General features: G+C 65.6%; 19 protein-coding genes and 1 pseudogene. 12 read left to right on the top strand and 8 right to left on the bottom strand.

Annotated features, from left to right (window positions below):
- Positions 1 to 68: 68 nt before the first annotated feature.
- The 4 genes from RAD15_RS28635 to RAD15_RS28620 form a co-directional block, all read right to left on the bottom strand.
- Positions 69 to 1,754 (bottom strand): long-chain-fatty-acid--CoA ligase, encoded by a 1,686-nt coding sequence (locus RAD15_RS28635; RefSeq protein ID WP_458181559.1) that lies wholly within the window; start codon positions 1,752 to 1,754, stop codon positions 69 to 71.
- A 190-nt stretch (positions 1,755 to 1,944) separates the two neighbouring features.
- Positions 1,945 to 3,399, bottom strand: coding sequence for a D-alanyl-D-alanine carboxypeptidase family protein (locus RAD15_RS28630; protein WP_458181558.1), 1,455 nt, complete (start codon positions 3,397 to 3,399; stop codon positions 1,945 to 1,947).
- A gap of 189 nt (positions 3,400 to 3,588) precedes the next feature.
- Positions 3,589 to 5,385 (bottom strand): glucan ABC transporter ATP-binding protein/ permease, encoded by a 1,797-nt coding sequence (locus RAD15_RS28625; RefSeq protein ID WP_458181557.1) that lies wholly within the window; start codon positions 5,383 to 5,385, stop codon positions 3,589 to 3,591.
- Between the two features lie 85 nt (positions 5,386 to 5,470).
- Positions 5,471 to 6,520, bottom strand: a complete 1,050-nt coding sequence (locus RAD15_RS28620) for an ABC transporter substrate-binding protein (RefSeq protein WP_458181556.1) — start codon at positions 6,518 to 6,520, stop codon at positions 5,471 to 5,473.
- A gap of 227 nt (positions 6,521 to 6,747) precedes the next feature.
- Here RAD15_RS28620 and RAD15_RS28615 point away from each other — a divergent pair, with 227 nt between their 5' ends.
- From RAD15_RS28615 to RAD15_RS28585, 7 genes are all read left to right on the top strand, one after another.
- Positions 6,748 to 7,116, top strand: a complete 369-nt coding sequence (locus RAD15_RS28615) for a hypothetical protein (protein ID WP_458181555.1) — start codon at positions 6,748 to 6,750, stop codon at positions 7,114 to 7,116.
- Between the two features lie 132 nt (positions 7,117 to 7,248).
- Positions 7,249 to 7,653 (top strand): phosphoribosyl-ATP diphosphatase, encoded by a 405-nt coding sequence (hisE, locus tag RAD15_RS28610; RefSeq protein WP_458181554.1) that lies wholly within the window; start codon positions 7,249 to 7,251, stop codon positions 7,651 to 7,653.
- 34 nt (positions 7,654 to 7,687) lie between these two features.
- Positions 7,688 to 8,290, top strand: a complete 603-nt coding sequence (locus tag RAD15_RS28605; RefSeq protein ID WP_458181553.1) for a YqaA family protein — start codon at positions 7,688 to 7,690, stop codon at positions 8,288 to 8,290.
- Between the two features lie 47 nt (positions 8,291 to 8,337).
- Positions 8,338 to 8,853 (top strand): hypothetical protein, encoded by a 516-nt coding sequence (locus tag RAD15_RS28600; RefSeq protein WP_458181552.1) that lies wholly within the window; start codon positions 8,338 to 8,340, stop codon positions 8,851 to 8,853.
- 36 nt (positions 8,854 to 8,889) lie between these two features.
- The gene (locus RAD15_RS28595; protein WP_458181551.1) at positions 8,890 to 10,290 is read left to right on the top strand and encodes an aspartate ammonia-lyase; all 1,401 of its coding nucleotides are present in this window, start codon (positions 8,890 to 8,892) and stop codon (positions 10,288 to 10,290) included.
- A 252-nt stretch (positions 10,291 to 10,542) separates the two neighbouring features.
- Positions 10,543 to 11,511 carry an NAD(P)H-dependent flavin oxidoreductase gene (locus RAD15_RS28590; protein ID WP_458181550.1) on the top strand — a complete coding sequence of 323 codons (969 nt, stop codon included), beginning with the start codon at positions 10,543 to 10,545 and terminating at the stop codon, positions 11,509 to 11,511.
- Positions 11,512 to 11,756: 245 nt separating this feature from the next.
- Positions 11,757 to 12,530: a thioesterase family protein gene (locus RAD15_RS28585; RefSeq protein ID WP_458181549.1), complete on the top strand. Its 774-nt coding sequence runs from the start codon at positions 11,757 to 11,759 to the stop codon at positions 12,528 to 12,530.
- 341 nt (positions 12,531 to 12,871) lie between these two features.
- On the opposite strand, the gene RAD15_RS28580 is transcribed toward RAD15_RS28585, so the two are convergent.
- Positions 12,872 to 14,434 (bottom strand): AMP-binding protein, encoded by a 1,563-nt coding sequence (locus tag RAD15_RS28580; RefSeq protein ID WP_458181548.1) that lies wholly within the window; start codon positions 14,432 to 14,434, stop codon positions 12,872 to 12,874.
- A 123-nt stretch (positions 14,435 to 14,557) separates the two neighbouring features.
- Between RAD15_RS28580 and RAD15_RS28575 the strand changes: the two genes are divergently transcribed.
- The 4 genes from RAD15_RS28575 (at position 14,558) to RAD15_RS28560 (ending at position 17,491) form a co-directional block, all read left to right on the top strand.
- The gene (locus tag RAD15_RS28575; RefSeq protein ID WP_458181547.1) at positions 14,558 to 15,529 is read left to right on the top strand and encodes an NAD(P)H-dependent flavin oxidoreductase; all 972 of its coding nucleotides are present in this window, start codon (positions 14,558 to 14,560) and stop codon (positions 15,527 to 15,529) included.
- Positions 15,530 to 15,628: 99 nt separating this feature from the next.
- On the top strand, positions 15,629 to 15,877 hold the full coding sequence (locus tag RAD15_RS28570; protein WP_458181546.1) for a hypothetical protein: 249 nt from the start codon (positions 15,629 to 15,631) through the stop codon (positions 15,875 to 15,877).
- Positions 15,878 to 16,009: 132 nt separating this feature from the next.
- On the top strand, positions 16,010 to 16,735 hold the full coding sequence (locus tag RAD15_RS28565; protein WP_458181545.1) for a hypothetical protein: 726 nt from the start codon (positions 16,010 to 16,012) through the stop codon (positions 16,733 to 16,735).
- A gap of 75 nt (positions 16,736 to 16,810) precedes the next feature.
- Positions 16,811 to 17,491 carry a hypothetical protein gene (locus tag RAD15_RS28560; RefSeq protein WP_458181544.1) on the top strand — a complete coding sequence of 227 codons (681 nt, stop codon included), beginning with the start codon at positions 16,811 to 16,813 and terminating at the stop codon, positions 17,489 to 17,491.
- An 87-nt stretch (positions 17,492 to 17,578) separates the two neighbouring features.
- On the opposite strand, the gene RAD15_RS28555 is transcribed toward RAD15_RS28560, so the two are convergent.
- Positions 17,579 to 17,803: a cysteine rich repeat-containing protein gene (locus RAD15_RS28555; protein WP_458181543.1), complete on the bottom strand. Its 225-nt coding sequence runs from the start codon at positions 17,801 to 17,803 to the stop codon at positions 17,579 to 17,581.
- Between the two features lie 250 nt (positions 17,804 to 18,053).
- Between RAD15_RS28555 and RAD15_RS28550 the strand changes: the two are divergent.
- Positions 18,054 to 18,330: pseudogene (locus RAD15_RS28550) on the top strand (hypothetical protein).
- 135 nt (positions 18,331 to 18,465) lie between these two features.
- Here RAD15_RS28550 and RAD15_RS28545 read toward each other — a convergent pair.
- Complete coding sequence (locus tag RAD15_RS28545; RefSeq protein WP_458181542.1) at positions 18,466 to 20,388, bottom strand: sensor histidine kinase; 1,923 nt, start codon at positions 20,386 to 20,388, stop codon at positions 18,466 to 18,468.
- Positions 20,385 to 21,068 (bottom strand): response regulator, encoded by a 684-nt coding sequence (locus tag RAD15_RS28540; protein ID WP_458181541.1) that lies wholly within the window; start codon positions 21,066 to 21,068, stop codon positions 20,385 to 20,387. The genes RAD15_RS28545 and RAD15_RS28540 overlap by 4 nt, the downstream gene beginning before the upstream one ends.
- Positions 21,069 to 21,130 lie beyond the last annotated feature (62 nt).

The raw sequence follows: 21,130 nt of genomic DNA, 5'->3' as shown, positions 1-21,130 counted from the left end.
GATTGCTTCGCTGCGCTCGCAATGACGAAGGGGCGCAAAGCGCCCCTTCGGACTGACCGGAAAATGCCTTACGCCGCCTCGGCCTTCTTCTCGTCGCGCAATTGCCGACGCAGGATCTTGCCGACATTGGTCTTCGGCAGGTCGGTGCGGAATTCGATGTGCTTGGGCACCTTGTAGCCGGTCAGCTGCTCGTGACAGAACTTGATCACGGCTTCGGCGGTCAGGCTCTGGTCCTTCTTGACCACGAAGGCCTTCACGGCTTCTCCGGACTTGGAATCGGGGATGCCGATCACGGCACATTCGAGCACGCCCGGATGGCTCGCGATCACTTCCTCGATCTCGTTCGGATAGACGTTGAAGCCGGAGACCAGGATCATGTCCTTCTTGCGGTCGACGATCTTGGTGTAGCCCTTCTCGTCCATCACGCCGATGTCGCCGGTGCGGAAATAGCCGTCCGCCGTCATCACCTTGGCGGTCTCTTCCGGCCTGTTCCAGTAGCCCGACATCACCTGCGGGCCCTTGGCGCAGATCTCGCCTGCCTGGCCGAGCGGCAGCTCATTGCCGTCGTCGTCGCGGATCGAGATCCAGGTCGACGGCACGGGGATGCCGATCGATCCCGAAAATTCGGTCGTGGTCGCGGGGTTGCAGGTCAGCGTCGGCGAGGTCTCCGACAGGCCATAGCCTTCGGCGATGAAGCAGCCGGTCACCGCCTTCCACTGCTCGGCCACCGGGCGTTGCACCGCCATGCCGCCGCCGTTGGAGATCTTCAGCTTCGAGAAGTCGAGCTTCTTGAAGTCGGGATGGTGCATTAGGCCGTTATAGAGCGTGTTCACCGCCGGGAAGCTGTTGACCTGATACTTCGCCAATTCCTTGATGAAGCCGGCAATGTCGCGCGGGTTGGGGATCAGGAGATTGCAGCCGCCGGCGCGCACCGCGAGCAGGTAGCAGGCCGTCAGCGCGAAGATGTGATAGAGCGGCAGCGCGCAGACGATCATGAGCTGATCGACATGCGGCGGCGACGCGAGCGCCGGTTGCAGCCAGGCGTCGTTCTGCAAGACGTTGGCGACGATGTTGCGGTGGAGCAGCATGGCGCCCTTGGAGACGCCGGTGGTGCCGCCGGTGTATTGCAGGAAAGCGACGTCGCCCGGCGACAGCTTCGGCTTGTTGAAGGTCGTGCCGCGGCCGGCCGACAGTGCGTCGTTGAAGGACACTGCGCCCGGCAGCGACCATGCCGGCACCATCTTCTTGACGCGGCGGACGACGAGGTTGACGATCACGCCCTTGAAGCCGAGCAGATCGCCCATGCTGGCGACGATGACGTGCTTGACCTGCGTCTTCGTGATCACCTGTTCGACGGTGTGGGCGAAATTCTCCAGCACGATGATGGCTTCGGCGCCGGAATCCTTCAGCTGATGCTCGAGCTCGCGCGGGGTGTAGAGCGGATTGACGTTGACCACCGCGAAGCCGGCGCGCAGCACGGCGGCGGTGGCGACCGGATATTGCAGCACGTTCGGCATCATGATCGCGACGCGGGCGCCGCGCTGGAGGCCGCGTCCCTGCAAATAGGAAGCGAGCGCCAGCGACATCTGGTCGAGGTCGCGGTAGCTGATCGACTTGTCCATGCAGATGAACGCCTTGCGGTCGGCGAACTTGGTGAAGCTCTCCTCCAGCAGGTCGACCAGCGATGCGTATTGCGTCGGCTCGATATCGGCAGGCACGCCGGGCGGATATTGCTTGAGCCAGATGCGCTCCATGGAAACTCCCCTCATTGACCTGAGCCCGTTGTGTCTCGGGCTTGCCTCATTACCGCCAGTATCGAGCCTGCCGGAACGGGTGGCAAGCGGTCGTGGCTTAGGGCAAACGTCGGAGAGTGGCTACTGGAATCGTCGCAAAACCACGCTACCGCAGGTGCGAAGTGCTGCGCGGTCTCGGCTCGGCGCGCCGTTAACTGTTGTTGGCCGGCTTGGCGGCGGCGGGCTTGGTCGCGGCCTTGGGCTTGGCGGGTTTCGTCGCCTGATCGCCGCTCGCTGCGGGCTTCTCCGCAGGTTTTGCCGCCGCGTCATGCTTGGCCGCGGCATGCTTGGCGCCGGCCGGCTTGGCTGCCGTCTTGGCATCGCTCTTGACGTCAGGCTTGTCCGGCTTCGCCGCCGCGGTCTTGGCATCCTTCGGCTTGTCGGCCGCGTCAGGCTTCTTGGCGACTCGCGACTTCTTGCCACGCGGTTTTGGCGTCGCCTGCTGGTCGGCATCGGCCGCGACCGCCGCGATCAGGGCCGGGCCGGTGCGGGTCGGGCCGGTATAGACCAGCACGGGTTCGGTCGCAGCCGGAGCCGAGGCCATCAGCTCGGAAGCCCTCATCACCGGCGGCTGGAGGCCGGCTGTGAAGAAGGTGACCTGGGCTTCGCCGCCGGTCGCGGAGGCCGATCCGGACGTGCCGCCATTGGTCGCGATCAGTGCATCGTCGTCGTCACTGGCCGGCCGCTTGCGGTGGCCGCCGCACATGTCCTCGCGCAGGTTCGGCGGCGAGGCGTCGACCGGCACCAGCTTGTCGACGGTGCCGAGAGAGGGGCGGAGCCAGGTGAGATTGTCCTGACTGAAGCCACGCTCGAGCAGTTGCGCCGCTTTCACCGCGCGCGCAGTGCCGGAGTTGGCGCCGAGCACGACGGCGATCAGCCGGCGGCCGTTGCGCGTGGCGGAGGCCACGAGATTGTATCCGGAGGCGCAGATGAAGCCGGTCTTGAAACCGTCGGCGCCGGGATAGCGGCCGATCAGCTTGTTGAAATTGCCGGTGGTGCGCTTGCCGAAGCGGATCGCCGGGATGTGCACGAAGTATTCGTATTCCGGCAGGTCGCGCAGGAACGAGCGTGCGAGAATGCCGAGGTCGCGCGCGGACGTGATCTGGCCGTCGGCGGGCAAGCCGTTCGGATTGACGTAGCTCGTCTGCGTCATGCCGAGCTTCTGCGCGGTGTCGTTCATCATCGCGGAGAAGCCGTCGATCGAGCCGCCGACGCCTTCGGCGAGCACCACGGCCATGTCGTTCGCCGACTTGACCATCATCATCTTCAGCGCGTTGTCGACGGTGAGCTGTGTTCCCGGACGGAATCCCATCTTTGACGGCGATTGCGAGGCCGCCGTCGGCGACACCGTGAGCAGCGTGTCGAGCGTGAGCCTGCCGTCCTTGACCGCCTTCAAGGTCACATAGGCTGTCATGATCTTGGTGACGGACGCCGGATACCAGGGGATGGTCGCGTTCTCCGCCTGCAACACCTTGCCGCTGTCGGCTTCGATCAGCAGCAGCGCTTCGGCGCTCGCCGCGCGCGGCGCAAGCAACGCGGCACATGCGAGTGTCGCGGCGAACAGATTGAACAGGGACTTGCGAAGCAGCGGGCGTAGAGCGTGCACTATCCGATTCCGGTCCTTGGAGACCCGCCTGATACGGTCGGCTCTCGTGATCTGATGTTCGGTTCTGAAATCCAGCGCCGCCGCTTGCGGCGTCGCAAACCTATACCGGCTGGTGCGTCGAGAACAGGGGTTTCGGGCGGGTATTCCGCAATGAAATAGGCCGAATTTCGACGGTCCTATGGGGACTTGCTATGGGGATTTGACCGCAGTCGCGGCAGCCTCGGCGGCCGTCACGCTGGCCCGTGCATGCTCCTGAACCATGAACTGGGCCTTGGCCATCTCGGCAAAATGGCCGCCTTTGGCCACGAGTTCATCGAAAGTTCCGGTTTCGATCACGCGGCCATTCTCGAACACCAGGATCCGCGTGGCGTTGCGGATGGTGGAGAGGCGATGGGCGATCACGAAGGTGGTGCGGCCCTTCATCACTTCGTCGAGAGCGGCGTTCACCTTGACCTCGGTGACTGCGTCGAGCGCGCTGGTGGCCTCGTCCAGGATCAGGATCGGCGGATCCTTCAGCAGCGCGCGGGCGATAGACAGCCGCTGCCGTTCGCCGCCGGAGAGCATGCGGCCGCGCTCGCCGGCATTGGTCTCGAAGCCGCCGCTGCGCTCGATGAATTCGAGCGCCTGCGCGCGCTCGGCCGCCTTGCGCATCTCGGCGTCGGTCGCGTCCGGCTTGCCGACGCGCAAATTCTCCGCGATCGAGCGATTGAACAGCAGCGCTTCCTGGAACACGACGCCGATGTTTCGCCGCAGCGACGTCAGCGTGACGCCGCGCACGTCCATGCCGTCGATCTTGATGAAACCGGATTGCGGATCGAAGGCCCGGTGCAGCAGCGCGATCGCCGTCGACTTGCCGGCGCCGGTCGGTCCGACCAGTGCGATGCTCTGGCCGGGTAGCGCGGTGAACGAGAGGTCCTCGATCGCCGGCCGCTTGCCGTCATAGGAGAAGGTGACGTCGTTGAACTCGACGAGGCCGGAGAGCCTGCCGGCATCGATCGCGTCGGGCCGGTCGTGCACCGCAGGCACGGCATCGAGCACGTTGAAGAACTCGCGCAGGCGCGGCGCTTCCATGAACACGTTGTTGATGAAGCTGACGACCTGCTCGAGCTTCTGGATCAGCATCGTCGCGAAGCTCACGAACATCACGATTTCGCCGACGGAGGTCAGCCCCTGGTCGTGAAGCGCGATGCCGAGGGTGAAGATTGCCAGCACCGTGATGGTGGTGGACGCGCGCGTGATGACGGTGACCAGCGCCCACCATGACAGCACCGGCATTTGCGCGGCGAGCAGCTCGTCGGCGACGGAGCGCAGTCCTTTCACCTCGGATTCGACACGGACGAAACTCTGCACCAGCGCGACGTTGCCGAGCGCATCCGAAGCGCGGGCGGAGAGCTCGCTGTAATGTTCCTCGACCTCCATCTGCATGCCGAACGTCTTGCGCACGACGAAGGTGGTCAGCGCGGTGAAGACGACGCAGAGCACGAACAGCAGGATCGCGAGCCGCCAGTTCAGATAGAGCGACAGCGGCAGCAGCACCAAGACCGAGAGGATCGCGGCAAAATGTTCGCGGAAGAAACCGAGCCATAGCCGCCACAGCGCGTCCGTGCCGTTGAGCATCACCTTCATCAGCCGGCCGGAATGGGTGCCGGAGTGGAAGGTCAGCGGCAGTTGCAGGATGTGCTCGAAATAATCCGTCAGCACCGCCTGGCGCTGGCGATGGGAGAGCCGGTCGGCCTGCAGGGCCACGAGCGCGCTGCAGGCGATGGTGAACAGCCCGAACGTCACCCAGGCGGCCAGGAACGGCCATGCCGAATTCGACCCGGCCACTGCCTTGCCCGAAAGCACGTCGACGATCCGGCCGAACAGCACGGGTTCAGCAAACTGCGAGGCCGCGAGCAGGAGGTTGGCGACCGCAAGCAGCCAGCCCAGTCGCGCCTCTTTGCCGAGCAGTTCGAGAACGCGTGTGTAGAGGCGGAGGATGGACATGCGGGCGACGAACTCGAGCGGATAACGGAGGCTGTATTCTAAGCAGGGATCGCGCGCGAGATATAGCGAAAGCTGTCGGTTTTGCTCAGTTGATCAGCCGCCCCGCGACCGGCGGCAGGAACCGGTCGTCGAAGATGTCGGCGGCCGCGGGTCGTTTGCGGAATTTGAAGTCCTGCGCGATCTGGTCGATCGAGCGCTCCAGGCGTGCGGGGTCTATACCGCCGAGGCCGTTGCGCTTGACCTCGTTGGTCAGGATGTTGTCGACGAGCACGGTGCGCAGGCGTCCCAGCTCCAGGTCGCGGTCGCCATCGTCGATCCGGCTTGCGGCCTCGTCCGCCGCACGCGCGGGTTCTTTGACTGTCGCATTGACGCCGGCGATCAAGGCGCGGACGAAGCCTTTCACCGCGTCCGGCTTCGCTGTGGCGAAAGCGGGATTGGCGACGACGGCAAAGCCGTAGGCCTCACAGCCATAGTCGGCATAGCGGAGCACCACGAGATCGCCTCCGGGCACGCCGCGGTCACGCAGGTTCACCGCCGAGAGATAGCTGAAGCCGGCGACCGCATCGACCTGCCCCGCGGAGAGGATCGGCTCGCGTACCGCGGCGCTGATCTTGTGGAATTTCACATGTGTTGTGTTGATGCCGTTCTGCTGCGCCAGCGCCGGCCACAGCCGCATCGACAGATCGCTGTCGGCGACGCCGACGGTCTTGCCGTCGAGATCGGGCAGCAGATGGATGCCGCGGCTCCTGCGCGCAACGATCGCGTAAGGCGCGCGGTTGAACAGCACGAACACCGCCTTGAGCGGTGCCGCATCGTCCCTGTCGCGATAACGGATCAGCTCGTTGATGTCGACGAGCGCGAGCTCGCTGTCGCCCTTGGCGACGCGCGCGAGCGCTTCCGGCGATCCGGCCGCACTGTTGAACGACACGTTGAGACGCTCGGCGCCGAACCCGCCGTCCCTCGCGGCAAGGAAGAATGGCGCCATGCTCGCGTCGATCGGGCGGTCGAAGGTGAAGTGGATCGCGCTGGAAGGCACGGCGGTCTCGGCCGCCGTGACATCGCGTGCAAACAGTGTCGCCAGCGAGATCGAGAGAGCCAGCAGGCAACGAAGGGCGGTCGTCTTGAATTCCGACATCAGTTGCGCCGGTCCCGCATTGTTGTGGTTTCGTGACGCTTGCAGCGCCGGCTGGCGGTCAGTCTCTCCGCGCCAAGATGAACGGGGGATGAGTGGCGCTTGCGTCATGATTACGCAACCCCGTTCAGCTTGGGTTGGGGTTGGGGAACCCAACATGGGATGCGGGTGTTTGAAAGACATGAGCCTGTCTACAGGCACCATTCGAGGTCCCAAGGAGGGTCCAGGACATGTTTGACAGCTTTTCGAAGTTTTCCGGCCGCAAGGCCGTTCTTGCCACCGCCGCGGTGCTGGCGCTGACCTCGGTTGCGCCGACCGCTTCGTACGCAGGCGGCCGCCACTGGCACGGTGGTGGCGGCGGTGCGGCGGCTGCCGCAGCTTTCGCAGCCATTGGCACCGGTCTCGCCATCGCTGCGACCCGCGACGCATACGCCTATGACTACGGTCCGGGCTACGGCTATTACGGCGGTCCCGCCTATTACAGTGCCCCGGCCTACGGCCCCTATTACGGCCCGGGCCCGAATTATCAGTACCAGCGCTACGGCGGCACGGCTCCGTCCGAGCTCTGCGGCCAAGGCTATTACACGAACTGCTACTAGCCCTGGTTAGGAAACCCTGGCTACCAAAGGTTGACCAAAACAGGCCGCCACGCTTGCCGCGGCGGCCTGTTTCTTGGTTTTATTGTGGCGCGTTAACGTGCTTTCCATTGGTTTGGAGTAGTTTCGAGTACCATGAGTGATTCGCTTGAGCGGCTATATCTGGCTGTGCTCGCGGCCAGAGATCTTGATCCGGCAACATCGCGCACGGCCCGGCTGTTTCAGCGTGGGCCTTCCAAAATGGCGAAGAAGCTGGCCGAAGAGGCCATCGAAGTCGTGATCGATGCGGTCAACGGCGATAGCGAAGCCGTGATCCGGGAAAGTGCCGATCTGCTCTACAATCTCACGGTGCTCTGGGCCTCGGCCGGCGTACGCCCCGAGGATGTCTGGCGCGAGATGTCGCGGCGGGAAGACATGCTCGGCATCGCCGAGAAGCTGCCGAAGTCGCCGGTGAAGCTGCCCAAAGTTGCGTCACCGCGCGTGGCCGCCAGGCGGCCAATTGTCGCGCTGGAAGGTCGTACTGCGCGCAAGCGCCACTAGAACGTCACAAACTCGCGATGGACAAATCCGTCCCATGGTGCTTCATCGCGGCGCCATGCTGAAACGTATCTACGACTGGTGCATCGACGCCGCCCACAAGCCCTACGCGCTCTGGATCATGGGAGCCGTGGCTTTCGCAGAAAGCTCCTTCTTTCCGGTCCCGCCGGATGTGATGCTGATCCCGATGTCGCTGGCGCGCCCGCAGCGTGCCTGGGTCTATGCTATGGTCTGTACCGTCACCTCGGTGCTCGGCGGCCTGCTGGGCTACGCGATCGGCGCGCTGCTGTTCGACTCGGTCGGTCACTGGCTGATCCAGGTCTATGGTCTCGGCGACAAGGTCGATGCCTTCCGCGCCTCCTATGCGGAATGGGGCGCGGTGATCATCCTGCTCAAGGGGCTGACGCCGATCCCCTACAAGCTCGTCACCATCACCTCGGGCTTTGCCGGCTACAATCTCATCCTGTTCATTCTGTGCTCGATCGTCGCGCGCGGCGGACGCTTCTTCATCGTCGCCATCCTTCTCAACCGCTATGGCGACTGGATCCGGGTCAAGATCGAGAAGCATCTCGGTCTCGTGGTGGCGATCGGCGCCGCCGTGCTGGTGCTCGGCTTCGTGGTGGCGATCAAGCTGATCTAGAACCACAGCGCTTTGCCGCAGGGCCGGCTTCGGCTACGGTTGTCGTTATGATGGTTCGATCCGGCAATCCGGCTGTGCGGCTCGGGACGCTGATGTCAGCAACGCTGCTGCTCCTGCTCGGTGCCGGCGGGACCGGATGGCCGCAATCCGCGCCGCCGACGCTCGGCCTCCAGGAGCAGGGGGCGCCGCCCTCGACCCCCGCGCCTGGGCACGAGGAAAATCCCGGGCTGATCAACGAAATGGGCAAGCTGTTCGACAAGCTGCCCTCGATCCTGCCGCCGATCAAAAGCCCTGGCGAGACCATGAACGACCTGTCGCGGCTTGCGAAGCCGTCGACGATGGTTTCGGGCCGCGTGGTCTGTCCGGCCTCGTCCAACGGCGCGCCCGATTGCAAGCAGGCCGCCGACCAGCTCTGCCAGAGCAAGGGTTACAAGGACGGCAAGAGCCTGAACGCCGACTCCGCCGAAAAATGCTCGGCCAAAGTCCTGATTCCGGGCAGGGCTCGCAAGCCGGACGACTGCCGCACCGATACTTTCGTGACCAGCGCGCTGTGTCAGAACTGACATGATTGATGCCGCGCGCAGCAACAAGGAGCGCCCATGAGCCGTACGGAGCAGGACTTCCTCGGACAGCGTGAGATCGCCGACGACATCTATTACGGCGTCCAGACCATCCGCGGGAAGGAGAACTTCCACATCACCGGCATTCCCATGAACCAGGAGCCTTACTTCGTGAAGGCGCTTGGTTACGTGAAGAAGGCCGCCGCCATGGCCAACCGCGATCTCGGTGCGATCGAGGCCAAGGTCGCGGATGCGATCATCCTCGGTTGCGACCGCGTCATCGCCGGCGACATGATGGACCAGTTCGTCACCGACTTCATCCAGGGCGGCGCCGGCACCTCCACCAACATGAACGCCAACGAGGTGATCGCCAACCTCGCGCTGGAATCGCTCGGCTTCGGCAAGGGCGACTATCAGCACGTCAGCCCCAACGATCACGTCAATTACGGCCAGTCGACCAACGACACCTATCCGACCGCCTTTCGCCTGGCGCTGATCCTGCGGCTCGAGAGCTATATGACGGCGCTACGCCAGCTCCAGGAAGCCTTCTTCACCAAGGGCCGCGAGTTCGATCGCGTGCTGAAGATGGGCCGCACGCATCTCCAGGACGCGGTGCCGATGTCTCTGGGCGCCGAATTCCGGGGATGGGGCACCACGATCGGCGAGGAGGTCGACCGCATCTCGGAGGCGAGGGCGCTGCTGCGCGAGATCAATCTCGGTGCGACCGCGATCGGCACCTCCGTCACGGCCGCCGTGGGCTATCCCAAGCTCGCGGTCCGGCACCTCAGCGCGCTCACCGGCGTCGACTTCATCCTCGCCGGCGATCTCGTCGAGGCGACCTCGGACACCGGCGCCTATGTGCAGCTCTCCGGCGTGCTGAAGCGCACCGCGAGCAAGCTGACGAAGATCTGCAACGACATCCGCCTGCTCGCTTCCGGGCCGCGCGCCGGCTTCAACGAGATCAACCTGCCGCAGCTGCAGCCGGGCTCTTCGATCATGCCGGGCAAGGTCAATCCGGTCATCCCCGAGGTCGTCAACCAGACCAGCTTCCTCGTCATCGGCCTCGACACCACGGTGACGCTGGCGGCCTCCGCCGGCCAGCTCCAGCTCAACGTGATGGAGCCGGTGATATCGTTCGCGCTGTTCTTCTCGATCCGCACGATGGAGCGCGCGGTCAACAGCCTGCGCGAGAACTGTGTGCTCGGCATCACCGCGAACGAGGAGCACACCCGCAACATGGTGCTGAACTCGCTCGGCATCGTCACCGTGCTGAAGCCGCTGCTCGGCTACAAGCAGTGCGCCGAGATCGCGCGCGAGGGCTACAAGAGCGGCAAGTCGCTGCACCAGATCGTCGTGGTCGAGCGCAAGCTGCTGACGCAGGAGAAGTGGGACGAGATGTTCTCGTTCGAGCGGCTGATCAATCCGGATCTGATTGGGTAGGCGTGCGCTGTCGTTCCGGGGCGCGCGAAGCGCGAACCCGGAATCCATTTCGCCATTTGCGCTGACGCCCGATGGATTCCGGGCTCGACGCTGTGCGCCGCCCCGGAATGACAGGAAGGCGAATTCCGCAGGTTGGAATTGCGGCAATGGCGTCCCGACGGCGTCACAACGCAATACTTGACAGTGGAAAGATTGCCTTGTTGGTATGGCGCCCAACCTTCCATTGACCTGCCAACAGAGGATCGTCTCGCGATGTCCATGCCTGCCTTGTTTAGGGGGCGCCTGTCGATCCCGGTGATCGGCTCGCCGCTCTTCATCATCTCGGTGCCCGATCTCGTGATCGCGCAGTGCAAGGCGGGGGTGGTCGGCTCGTTCCCGTCGCTGAACGCGCGGCCGCCGGAACTGCTCGACGAGTGGCTGGCGCGCATCACCGAAGAGCTCGCGGCCTATGATCGCGCCCATCCCGACAAGCCGTCGGCGCCGTTTGCGGTCAACCAGATCGTGCACAAGTCGAATAACCGGCTCGATCACGACATGCAGCTCTGCGCCAAGTACAAGGTGCCGATGATCATCTCGTCGCTCGGCGCGCGCGAGGAGCTCAATCAGGCCGTGCACGGCTGGGGCGGCATCGTCTTTCACGACGTGATCAACCAGAAATTCGCGCACAAGGCGATCGAGAAAGGCGCCGACGGCCTGATCCTGGTCGCGGCCGGCGCCGGCGGCCATGCCGGTACCATCTCGCCGCTCGCCTTCGTCGCGGAAACGCGCAAGTGGTTCGACGGCCCGATCGCACTGTCGGGTGCGATCGGCAACGGCAAGGCGATCCGCGCCGCGCGTATCCTCGGCGCCGACTTCGCCTATATCGGGTCGGCCTTCATTGCGACCAAGGAAGCCAACGCGGTCGAGAAGTACAAGGAGATGATCGCGGGCTCGACGGCCGACGACATCGTCTATTCCAACCTCTTCACCGGCGTGCACGGCAATTACCTGAAGCCCTCGATCCTCGCGGCCGGCATGGATCCCGAGAACCTGCCGACCTCCGATCCCTCCAAGATGAACTTCGGCACCGACGCCTCCGGCGAGCGCGCCAAGCCGAAGGCCTGGAAGGAGATCTGGGGAAGTGGCCAGGGCATCGGCAGCGTCGAGGGCATCTTGCCCGCCGCCGAGTTGATCGCGCGTTTCAAGAAGGAATACGACGAGGCGATCGATCCGCCGTTGTGAGCGGCGGCGATTGCAGCGCGCGTATCTTTCCTCCGTCGTCCTGGACAAGCGCAGCTCCTGGCAACGCGTAGCGTTGTCTGGAGCGGAGCGCAGATCCAGGACCCATAACCACAGGGAGTAGTTTGGCGAAGACTCGTGGTTGCCAGTTTTGTGCCCCACCTCCCCCTGGGGTAATGGGTCCCGGCCTTCGCCGGGACGACACCGCGGTTTAAAACTACGCCCGTTCGCAAACCGAGATCTGCACCATGCCCCCCATCTTCAGCGTCGACGGCAACAGCGTCGTCACCAGCCCGGACGCCGCCGGTCCCTGGGACAGGCGCATGCAGCATGGCTCGGCGCCGGCCTCGCTGGTGACGTGGGCGGCTGAACGCATTCCGACGCCGGTTGCGATGGACATCGCGCGCGTCACCATCGATCTGATGCGCCCGGTGCCGGTGGCGCCGCTCACGATCGAGACCGAGATTTTGCGCGAGGGCCGCAAGATCCAGCTTTGCGAAATCAAGCTGCTCGCGGATGGCGTGCAGGTGGTCGGTGCCACCGTGCTGAAGATCCGGCGCCAGGCACAGGCGCTGCCCGACGGCGTCAAGGAGCTGCCGGTCACGCTGCCCTCGCCCGAGGACTCGCTGGTCGAGGACGGTCACGCCGCCACCAGCCCGTTCGTGCGTTCGGTCTCGATGCGCGCCGCGCGCGGCCGCTTCGGCCAGGCCGGCGCCGGCGCAATCTGGTTTCGCGTCGACCACCCCTTGATCGAAGGCGAAGCGCTGTCGCAGGCGATGCGCGCCGTGGTCGCGGCCGACTTCTCCAACGGCACCGCCTCGACGCTCGACTTCCGGGCCTGGACCTACATCAACGCCGACCTCACCGTGAGCTTTGCGCGCCAGCCGGTCGGCGAGTGGATCCTGCTCGACGGCGACTCCTGGATCGGCCCCGACGGCGCCGGCCTTGCGATGTCGCGGCTCGCCGACCGGCAAGGCTATTTCGGCCGCGCGGTACAGAGTTTGGTGATCGAGAAGCGGTGAGCGGGACGGCCTTTGCAGCGGTCGCTCAGTGAGCCGATCGAACGGCAGGCTTCCGCCGCCGCGGAAGGGATGCTTGGTCGTGTGCGACGAGGCATCCTGCCAGTTCACATTCCGTAGAAGATCTTGATCTCCCACAGCACCACGACGATAGCCGTGATCAAGGTGACCGCGGCGACTGCACTTTCCAGGGAAGCGACTCTCATTGCTTACTCCGCTTCCCAGCCCCATCAGCGGTCTAGTTGATTCCCTGATTCGCGTGCAATCGGGCGGTCATCGCGAATGCGCACTCCGTCGCGCGTTGTGGTGCCGGGGCCACAATGACACCGTAAAACCCCGGGGATTTACCCCACCATCCGGTCTCGCCCGCTCCAAAACCCGGCACGCAATACCTTCTTGTCGACCTTGCCGACGCCGGTCATCGGCAATTGCTTGACGAACTGGATCTGCTTCGGGGCGTGCGCAGAACCCTTTCGCGTCTTCACCAGGTCGATCAGCTCGTTCGGATCAGGCCTTGCGCCCTCGCGCGGCACGACGACGGCGGTGACGGCTTCGCCCCATTTCTCGTCTGGAATGCCGACGACCGCGACCATCGCCACGTCCGCATGCTGTGACAGCACGTCCTCGACCTCGCGCGGGAAGATGTTGAAGCCGCCGGAGACGATCATGTCCTTCTTGCGGTCGAGGATGAACATGTAGCCGCGTTCGTCCTTGCGCGCGATGTCGCCGGTGTGCACCCAGCCGTTCTTCAGCGTCTCGGCGGTGATGTCCGGCCGCTTCCAGTACTCCGCCATGACATGCGGAGCGCGCACGCAGATCTCGCCGGCGTCGCCCGTCTTCACCTCCTGGTCGTCGTCGTCGAGGATCTTGACCTCGCAGGCCGCGATCGGGAAGCCGCAGGACAGGAACAGCTCCGGCGTCTTCGGATCGTGATCTTTTTTGCGCAGCACCGAAACGGGGTAGCATTCGGTCTGGCCGTAGAGCTGCGAGAACACCGGTCCGATGCGCTCGATGCCTTCGACCAACCTGCTCGGCGACATCGCCGACGCCCCGTAGAGCACGAGCTCGAGCGAGGAGAGGTCGGTCTTGCCGAGCGCGGGCTGATCGAGCAACACGTAGATCATGGTCGGCACGAACAGCGTGAAATTGATCCGCTCGCGCGCAATCGTCGCCAGCACGGCCTCGGGATCGAAGCCTTTCAGCATGTGCACCGTGCCGCCGCGCATCAGCGTCGGCAGCACCTTCGTGCCCGCGACATGGCTGATCGGGGCGACCGTGAGATAGCGCGCGTCTTCCGGGATTTCGAAGTCGGCGAGGATCGCGGCGGCCGCTCCGCTGTTTTCGCGGTGGTAACGCAGCGCGCCCTTGGATTTGCCGGTGGTGCCGCCGGTGTAGTTCAGTGTCGAGAGATCGTCGGCGCCGGCAAGGCACAACGGGCTGGCGTGGCCTTCGATCTCGATCGCCTGCAGCAGGTCGACACCATAGTCGGCCGGTCCCATGGTGAAGACCGCCTTGAGCGTCCTCGCCTTCGCCGCGAGCTCGCCGCCGCGATCGCGGAAGGCAGCCGCATCGACCACCAGCATCTCGGCTTCGGAATCCTCGAGCTGGAAGAGCTGGTCTTCCTGCGATCCCAGCGGGTGCAGCCAGGTGACGCAGAGCCGCGACAATTGTGCCGCGACGCCGGCGCACCAGGTATCGGCGCGGTTTGCGGTGAGGAGAGCGACGCGCGCGCCCGGCTGCAACCCAAGCCGCATGAATACGCCCTGGATGCGCCCGATCAGGTCGATGGTGCCCTGATAACTCAGCGATCCGCCGGGCCAGGCGAACGCGGTGCGGCCGGGATAGCGCGACAGCGCCCGTAGCGTCTGCGCGCAAGTCGGGGACGATGCGTGGAGCGGATCGGGCATATGCTTCCTCGTTGCTTTGTCACCGGCTTCTGGCGTGCCAATGTTGCCGACGACGCTAGCACAGGGAACGCGGGAGGAAACGACAAAGCCCGCGCAGGAGGCCGGCGTGACAGGGAGATTTGGGTGACGTCCGATCGACTGCAACGCTTTCGCGATCGTCTCGCTTTGCCTTTGATCGCCGCGCCGATGTTTCTGGTGTCGGGCGTCGAGCTCATGGTTGCGGTCTGCCGCAACGGCGTGGTCGGCAGCTTCCCCACCGTGAATTGCCGCAGCACGGACCAGCTCGACGCGTGGCTCACCGAGATCGCGACGCGGTTGCGTCAGCATGAAGATCAAACCGGCCGCAAGGCCGCGCCGCACTGTCCCAACCTGATCGTGCACCGCTCCAATGCGCGGCTGGAGCAGGATCTTGCCGTGCTGCTGCGGCACAAGGTGGAGATCGTCATCACCTCGGTCGGCTCGCCCGCGCCGGTGTTGAAGCCGCTCCACGATGCCGGCGCGCTGGTGCTGGCGGATGTTGCTTCCATCCGCCATGCCGAACGCGCGGCGGAAGCAGGTGCCGACGGGCTGGTGCTGCTCACCGCAGGCGCCGGCGGCCAGACCGGCTGGCTCAATCCATTCGCCTTCGTCCGCGCGGTGCGCGCGTTCTACGACGGCGTCATCGTGCTCGCGGGCGGCATCAGCGACGGCCTTGCGCTTTATGCGGCCGAAGTGCTCGGCTGCGATCTCGCCTATATGGGCACGAAGTTCATCGCGACGCGGGAGAGCATGGCGGACGACCGCCACAAGCGAATGCTGGTCGAGAGCTGTGCCGACGACATCCTGCTCACCACAGCGTTCACGGGCCTGCAGACCAGCATGCTCAGGCCCTCGATTGTTGCCGCCGGCCTCGATCCCGACGATCTGCCGGCGCGCGGCGCGATCGACATCGGCAAGGACATCGATGTGACCGCGCGCGAGAACCGTCCCAAGCGCTGGCGCGATATCTGGAGCGGCGGGCACTCGACGTCCGGGGTGACCGACGTGCCTGGGGCCGACGATCTCGTTGCGCGGACGCTCGCCGAATATCGCGGTGCGGCTGGGGAGCACGGTTAATCCCGCATGGCTCCGCGCCCCCTCACTTAACGGCAGATTAACCAACGCCCGCCAAGAATCCCCCTCACGGCCGCCAATCAGGACCGAGAGGGACAGGCGATGGACTACGATTTTCTCAATGCCAAGACGGCGGCTTCGCTGGACGAAATCCGCGTTCGCGTCGCCCACGCGCTGGCGCGCCACCCGCTGTGCCGCAACGTGCGCTTCGACATCGTCAGTGTCCCCCGCACCCGCCGGGGCGGCAACTGGACGGTGACGCTGCAATCGGTCGAGCCGCGCGGAGTCTGGGAGGCCTCGGAGATCGTGGCCGACATCCAGGACGCCTACGATCTGGCCGCAGCTGCCTGATTTTCTTGAGTTTTCCGGGCGCTGTCGCCGCAGTCCGCGCGATTGTCGCCGCATTGGCACGGTTAAGCCTTAATTACCGCCCAGTTTCCGGGCAGTGATCACGTGGACTTGAAGTTGTGCGCGGAGAGACGTTTGTCCAAAGCCATCACCATTGTCGTGCTGACCTGTTTCCTCGTCCTGGGAGCCGCCACCACCGCCATTCTCGGCCGTGACAGCGTGCCCAGCGTCAGCGCCGAGATGATCGCGCAGACGCCTCCACCCAAGCCGCTCGCGACCAACCGCGCCACCAAGACCGACCGTCTGGTTCCGACGCTGGCGCTGGCTTCGGCCGCGATCGAGCCGGTCCAGGTGCCCGCCGACAGGCTCGCGCAGGCGCCGGTGCTGACTGAGCCGCTGCGCCAGGCCTTTGCCGCCGCAACGCCTTCCGATTTCCCGATGCCCAGGGCGGGTTCATCGGCGAACGTGAATGAAGCGCCCGCCGCCGCTGACATTCCCGCCGTCGAAGTCCCGGCCAAGCCGAAGGTCGTTGCCAAGCCGCAGCCGCAGAAATCCTATTCGCTGCTCTCCGACGTGCAGATCTCGGGCATCAGGGATCGCCTGAAGCTGTCGTCGTCGCAGGAATATTACTGGCCTTCGGTCGAGACCGCGCTGCGTAACGTCGCCCGCAAGATCCAGGCGAACAAGCTGTCGAATCCGAACGCGCCGCCCGGCTCGCAGATCGATCCGAATTGCGACGAGGTCCAGCAGTTGAAATCGGCCGCAATGCCGCTGCTGTTCCAGTTGCGCGACGACCAGAAGGAAGAAGTGCGCAAGCTCGCCCGCCTCATCGGGCTGGAGAAGGTCGCGCAGCAGATCTGACGCGCGGGTTCCCCGCGCTGTCAGGAACATCCGGCAATCTTCAGGCGTTGCCCGCTCCAAAGAGGGAGTGGACGAATGCGCGCCTCGACAGCCTATTTCGTCGGTGCCGGAACCATCATCGCGGCCATCGCCATCGGTCTCGGCGGCGGCATTGTCGCCGGCAACATCATGAACCCGGTCGCGCCCAAGCAGGGGCCCGACACCGGCAAGATGGCACAGCGCGCTGAAGCCGTCGCCACGGCGGCGGCGAAGGCGCCGTCCGAGCGCGTGCAATACCTCACCGGCTCGCAGGCCTTCGGCACCATAGTCGCCGCGCCAGCGCAAGCCGAGGCAAAGCCTGAAGCCGCAAAGCCCGACGCGCAGACCACTCAGGCGAATGCCGAACCGCTGGCGCCGCAGCCCTCGCAAGCGGCCGCCGTCGAGCCGCCCAAGCCGGCGCCCGCATTGCCTCCGCAAGGCGCACGATCTGCGGAGCAACAGGCTGCGACGGGGCCGTCCTCACCCGACAACGCCTATGCCAAGGCCAGGGATTCCGAGGTGAAGCGTGCCGCGTCCGAACGGCGCCGGATGGAGCGCCGCGAGCGCTGGGCCGAACGTCGCCATTACGATCCCCGCGAGGAGCGTGGCATGCGCGACCGTAACGACTGGGACGATATCGCGCGCAACGTCCGCGAGGATTCCGATGCGCGCGATGTTGCGAGCCGCCCGCGCGGCGGCTTCCCGCAGATCAGGCTGTTTGGATCTGACGACGACTAGCGCCTGAGGCCGCGGCGCGGTTCATGCCGCCGGTTGCGCGCGCCGGACGCAAGGCCCGGACTCCATCGCCTCGGAATGACGACCGGCTCAACCGCCGTGCGATTCCACCACCTTGCGGCAGCCGTCGGAGAGCTTCGTCTTGTTCTCGCGCAGGCAGGCATTCATCTGCGGCGGCTTGCCGATATGTTCGGCGCAGAACTTGCTGGCGTCGCTGCGGCAGGCCATCTGCTCCTGAGGAGTCGGACCGGATTGCGCGGTGGCGGGCAGGGCGGCGGCTGCGAGCAGCAGCGCGGCAAGAACCGAAGTCTTCATAAAACACCTCTTTGGGAATGTCGTTCTTGGGAATCTCGTGGGTCCGGCTTGGGATCGAGCAGGCCGGACCATCTCGCGGAGGCCTGCTGCCGGTCCATGCCATGTTCATGGCATCGGCTCGCCCTCCCGGCCGCGGCACCCCCATCTTCATGGCATGTATCCGTGCGCCGTCTTTTGCCATTCAGGCTGCACGTCGGCTGCGAAACCCGGTGATTGCATCGGGCCGCCGAACGGGAAGCAGGAGAGCAAGATGTCGAAAAGAGCGGGAGCGCTGAGCGCCGGGCTGACGATCGTGACGCTGGCGGTCGCTGGGCACGAGCCCGGCGCAGGCGGTGGTCTATTGCAAGACGGTCGGCGTGCCCAAGGGCTGCGTGGTGCGGCCGACGGCGGCGGTGGTGGTCGCGCCGGGAGCCCCGGTCGCTGCCGCTGCGGTCGCGACACCCGGTGTCGGTGCGCCTGGTGTCGGCGTGCGCGCGGGCACACCGATGAACCGCGGCGGTCCGGTCAATCGCGTCGGCGTCCGCTGACGATCTCGTTGCATTAAGTCGATTGCATCGTTTCGGGCAAAGGAGCCTTGCGGACGAACCCCCCCGTCCTCCGCAGGCAAACAATCCGGCCCGTTCCCTCTCTCCGAGCGTCCCACACCTCGGGGAGGGGGCTTTTCAACCCGCGGCGGCGTCGCTGTCGGGGAAACGCTGCGGCAATTGCAGCCGCACGCGCGTCCCGGAGGCATCCGAACTCAGATCGAGCAGCGCGCCGCAGCGCACGGCGCGGCTTCTCATGTTGCGCAGGCCACGCGCGGTCTGACCCGCGCTCGCGGCCTCGCAATTGCCGGCCAACGCAAAACCGCGGCCATCGTCCGTAACGCTGATCACGCCATATGGCCCCCGGGCCTCCTCGAATGTCTCGATGGTGACCGCGATGTGGCGGGCCTGTGCGTGCTTGACCGCATTGGTCACGGCCTCGTCGAGGATACGTACGATCTGGATGACGTGCCATGGCCGCAGCTCGGGATGCAGCGGCAGGCCTTGCGGCGTCGTCACCCGCCAGTCGAGCACGATATCGTGGGGCCGCAATTGCGCCGCCGCGCGTTCGCGCCAGGAGCCGAGTGCAAGCATGAGGTCGCCGCCGATGTCGTCCATGGAATCGATGACGAGGCGCAGATCCTTCAGCGCGGCACGGGCCGCGTCGGTGATGGTCGCGCCCTCATGGCCGCGCTCGGACAGAGCGACGATGCTGATGAGCTGGCCGCCGAGGCCGTCATGCAGGTCGCGCATCAGGCGCGTGCGCTCGTTGGCGAGCGCGGCGGCGCGCGCGCGCTCCTCCTCGCGGGCAAAGCTCGCCTTCAGCCGCTCCTCGGCCTCGCGCACGCGCATCACGAGCTGGCCGGCAAAGCTGTCGACCTGGTTCAGCGCACGGGCGAAGCGCCAGGTCAGTCCGGCGCCGATCGCGACAAGCATCGCCGAATAGGACAGGCGCGAGACGAAGATGCGTTCGTTGGTCACGATCTCGAACACCGACAGCATGTCGTGGACCCAGCAGGTCAGCACGATGGTCACCGCGCAACCGATCGTGAAGCTCGCCGCGTCCTGCCGCCGCACCACCACGGTCGCGGTCACGCAGGCCATCAGGAACAGGCAGATTCCGACGGTGGGAATGCCGAGCATGAGAAACAGAATGCGCGGCAGCGGCGGGCCGGCGATCAGCCCGACCACGAACACGATGAGGCCCGGAGCGAACAGCAGCGTGCCGTAACGCGGCCAGCGCCAGCCGAAGAACAGCACGCCGAACATGACGATCAGCGCGCTCTCGGTCGGCGCCGACGCCAGCAGGACCGCGGCAAGCCGAGAGGTGGTGGCCGGCGGCACCGGCGGTGGGACGAAGGCCTGCACGACGCCGAGCACCATCGCCACCGCGAGCACGCCGTAAACCGGCTCGCGCCGCCGCATCAGCCACATGATCGCGAGGATGACGGCGAGGATCGACTGCCATGCGGAGAACACCACCTGCAGCGTCACGAACAGCAGCGTGCGCGTTTCAAAGGCCGGCCGCAGGGTTGTGTCGGGTCCGACATAGACGGTGTCGAGAAAGCCCTTCAACGGGCCCCATACGAACAGCCGCACCGTGATCTCATTGCTGCCGTCGCGCAGCAAGGAAGCCGGGATGAGCGCGATCTGCGGTGTGTTGCGGTCGGGCCGGTTGGCGTTGGCATCGCGGCGGGAGTCGAGCACGACGACGCCGTTGACGGCGACCTCCACGGCGTTGCTGAAGCGTGGCAGGAACACCGACCATCCCGGCGCCGCTTCGTCGCGCCGGAACGTGAAGGCACCGGTATAGAGCGGAGGATCGGCCAGCGAATAGCGCGAAGACGTGAAATGCGGCAAGGTGACCGGGCGCGTCACACCGTCCTCGCGCAGGGAAAATCCGCTGACCGCGAAATCGTCGGGGTCGCTGGGCTGGAGCAGCCGCAGCCCGAGGATGGTGGCGATCACGATCAACGCCTGGAGCAGCAGATAGGGCACGAGGCGCGACACGATCAGGCGGCGCCGCGGGCGTGTCGGTGCCTTCGCCGCGATCTCGCTCACAGCTTGATCAGGCCCTGCTGCACCGCCTCGAACACCGCTTCGCTGCGCGTGTGGACCTCGAGCTTGCGATAGATGTTCTTGATGTGGCCGGGCACGGTCTGCCTGGACAGGCCGAGATGGCCGGCGATCTCGGCATAGCTGAAGCCTTTTGCGATGCCCCAGAGGATGTCGATCTCGCGCGGTGTCAGCCTGGCCGTATTGAGCACGGGCCCGGGCGGCGGCTCCGCCGCATTCTGCGCGGCGCCTTGTGTCCTGCGCACGATGAAGCGGGCGATCGAGGCCGAGATCGGCGAATGCCCGGCGACCAGGTCGCGCACGGTGGTGGCGATGTCGGTGGGGAAGGCGTCCTTGAGGAGATAGCCGGTGGCGCCGACCGTGATCGCGGAGATCACGCTTTCCTCGTCCCCGAGCGCCGAGATCACCATGATCTCGGTGTCGGGGAAGCGTTGCCGGGTCTCGCGGATCAGTTCGATGCCGTGGCCGTCGGGCAGCCGCAGGTCGGTCAGCAGCACGCGCGGCGCGCCGCCGGCGAGGGCGGAACGGGCTTCGCCGAGCGTGCCGGCGGTGCGCACCTCGTAGCCGGCCTTGACCAGCGCATCCTGGAGCCGCCAGCAGGTCGGCGCGTCGTCCTCGACGAGGAGGATGGTGATGGCCTCACCCGTCTCGCCCTGTTCGCTCATGATCGTCGTCCCGCAACCGCGTGTCCCCCGCGGCGCGAGGTCAGCTTAGCCGCAGCGGACAG

It is taken from the genome of Bradyrhizobium sp. 14AA, from assembly GCF_054185205.1.
Note: the sequence above shows the minus strand (reverse complement) of the source record. Positions and strands in the feature narration are given on the sequence as shown.

Bases quoted from the DNA above. Each gene is read 5' to 3' on its own strand.
- RAD15_RS28540 (WP_458181541.1), bottom strand. From the start codon at position 21,068: ATGAGCGAACAGGGCGAGACGGGTGAGGCCATCACCATCCTCCTCGTC.
- RAD15_RS28600 (WP_458181552.1), top strand. From the start codon at position 8,338: ATGATGGTTCGATCCGGCAATCCGGCTGTGCGGCTCGGGACGCTGATG.
- RAD15_RS28605 (WP_458181553.1), top strand. From the start codon at position 7,688: ATGGTGCTTCATCGCGGCGCCATGCTGAAACGTATCTACGACTGGTGC.
- RAD15_RS28570 (WP_458181546.1), top strand. From the start codon at position 15,629: ATGGACTACGATTTTCTCAATGCCAAGACGGCGGCTTCGCTGGACGAA.
- RAD15_RS28625 (WP_458181557.1), bottom strand. From the start codon at position 5,385: ATGTCCATCCTCCGCCTCTACACACGCGTTCTCGAACTGCTCGGCAAA.
- hisE (WP_458181554.1), top strand. From the start codon at position 7,249: ATGAGTGATTCGCTTGAGCGGCTATATCTGGCTGTGCTCGCGGCCAGA.
- RAD15_RS28620 (WP_458181556.1), bottom strand. From the start codon at position 6,520: ATGTCGGAATTCAAGACGACCGCCCTTCGTTGCCTGCTGGCTCTCTCG.
- RAD15_RS28555 (WP_458181543.1), bottom strand. From the start codon at position 17,803: ATGAAGACTTCGGTTCTTGCCGCGCTGCTGCTCGCAGCCGCCGCCCTG.
- RAD15_RS28560 (WP_458181544.1), top strand. From the start codon at position 16,811: ATGCGCGCCTCGACAGCCTATTTCGTCGGTGCCGGAACCATCATCGCG.
- RAD15_RS28585 (WP_458181549.1), top strand. From the start codon at position 11,757: ATGCCCCCCATCTTCAGCGTCGACGGCAACAGCGTCGTCACCAGCCCG.
- RAD15_RS28580 (WP_458181548.1), bottom strand. From the start codon at position 14,434: ATGCCCGATCCGCTCCACGCATCGTCCCCGACTTGCGCGCAGACGCTA.
- RAD15_RS28590 (WP_458181550.1), top strand. From the start codon at position 10,543: ATGTCCATGCCTGCCTTGTTTAGGGGGCGCCTGTCGATCCCGGTGATC.
- RAD15_RS28615 (WP_458181555.1), top strand. From the start codon at position 6,748: ATGTTTGACAGCTTTTCGAAGTTTTCCGGCCGCAAGGCCGTTCTTGCC.
- RAD15_RS28595 (WP_458181551.1), top strand. From the start codon at position 8,890: ATGAGCCGTACGGAGCAGGACTTCCTCGGACAGCGTGAGATCGCCGAC.
- RAD15_RS28635 (WP_458181559.1), bottom strand. From the start codon at position 1,754: ATGGAGCGCATCTGGCTCAAGCAATATCCGCCCGGCGTGCCTGCCGAT.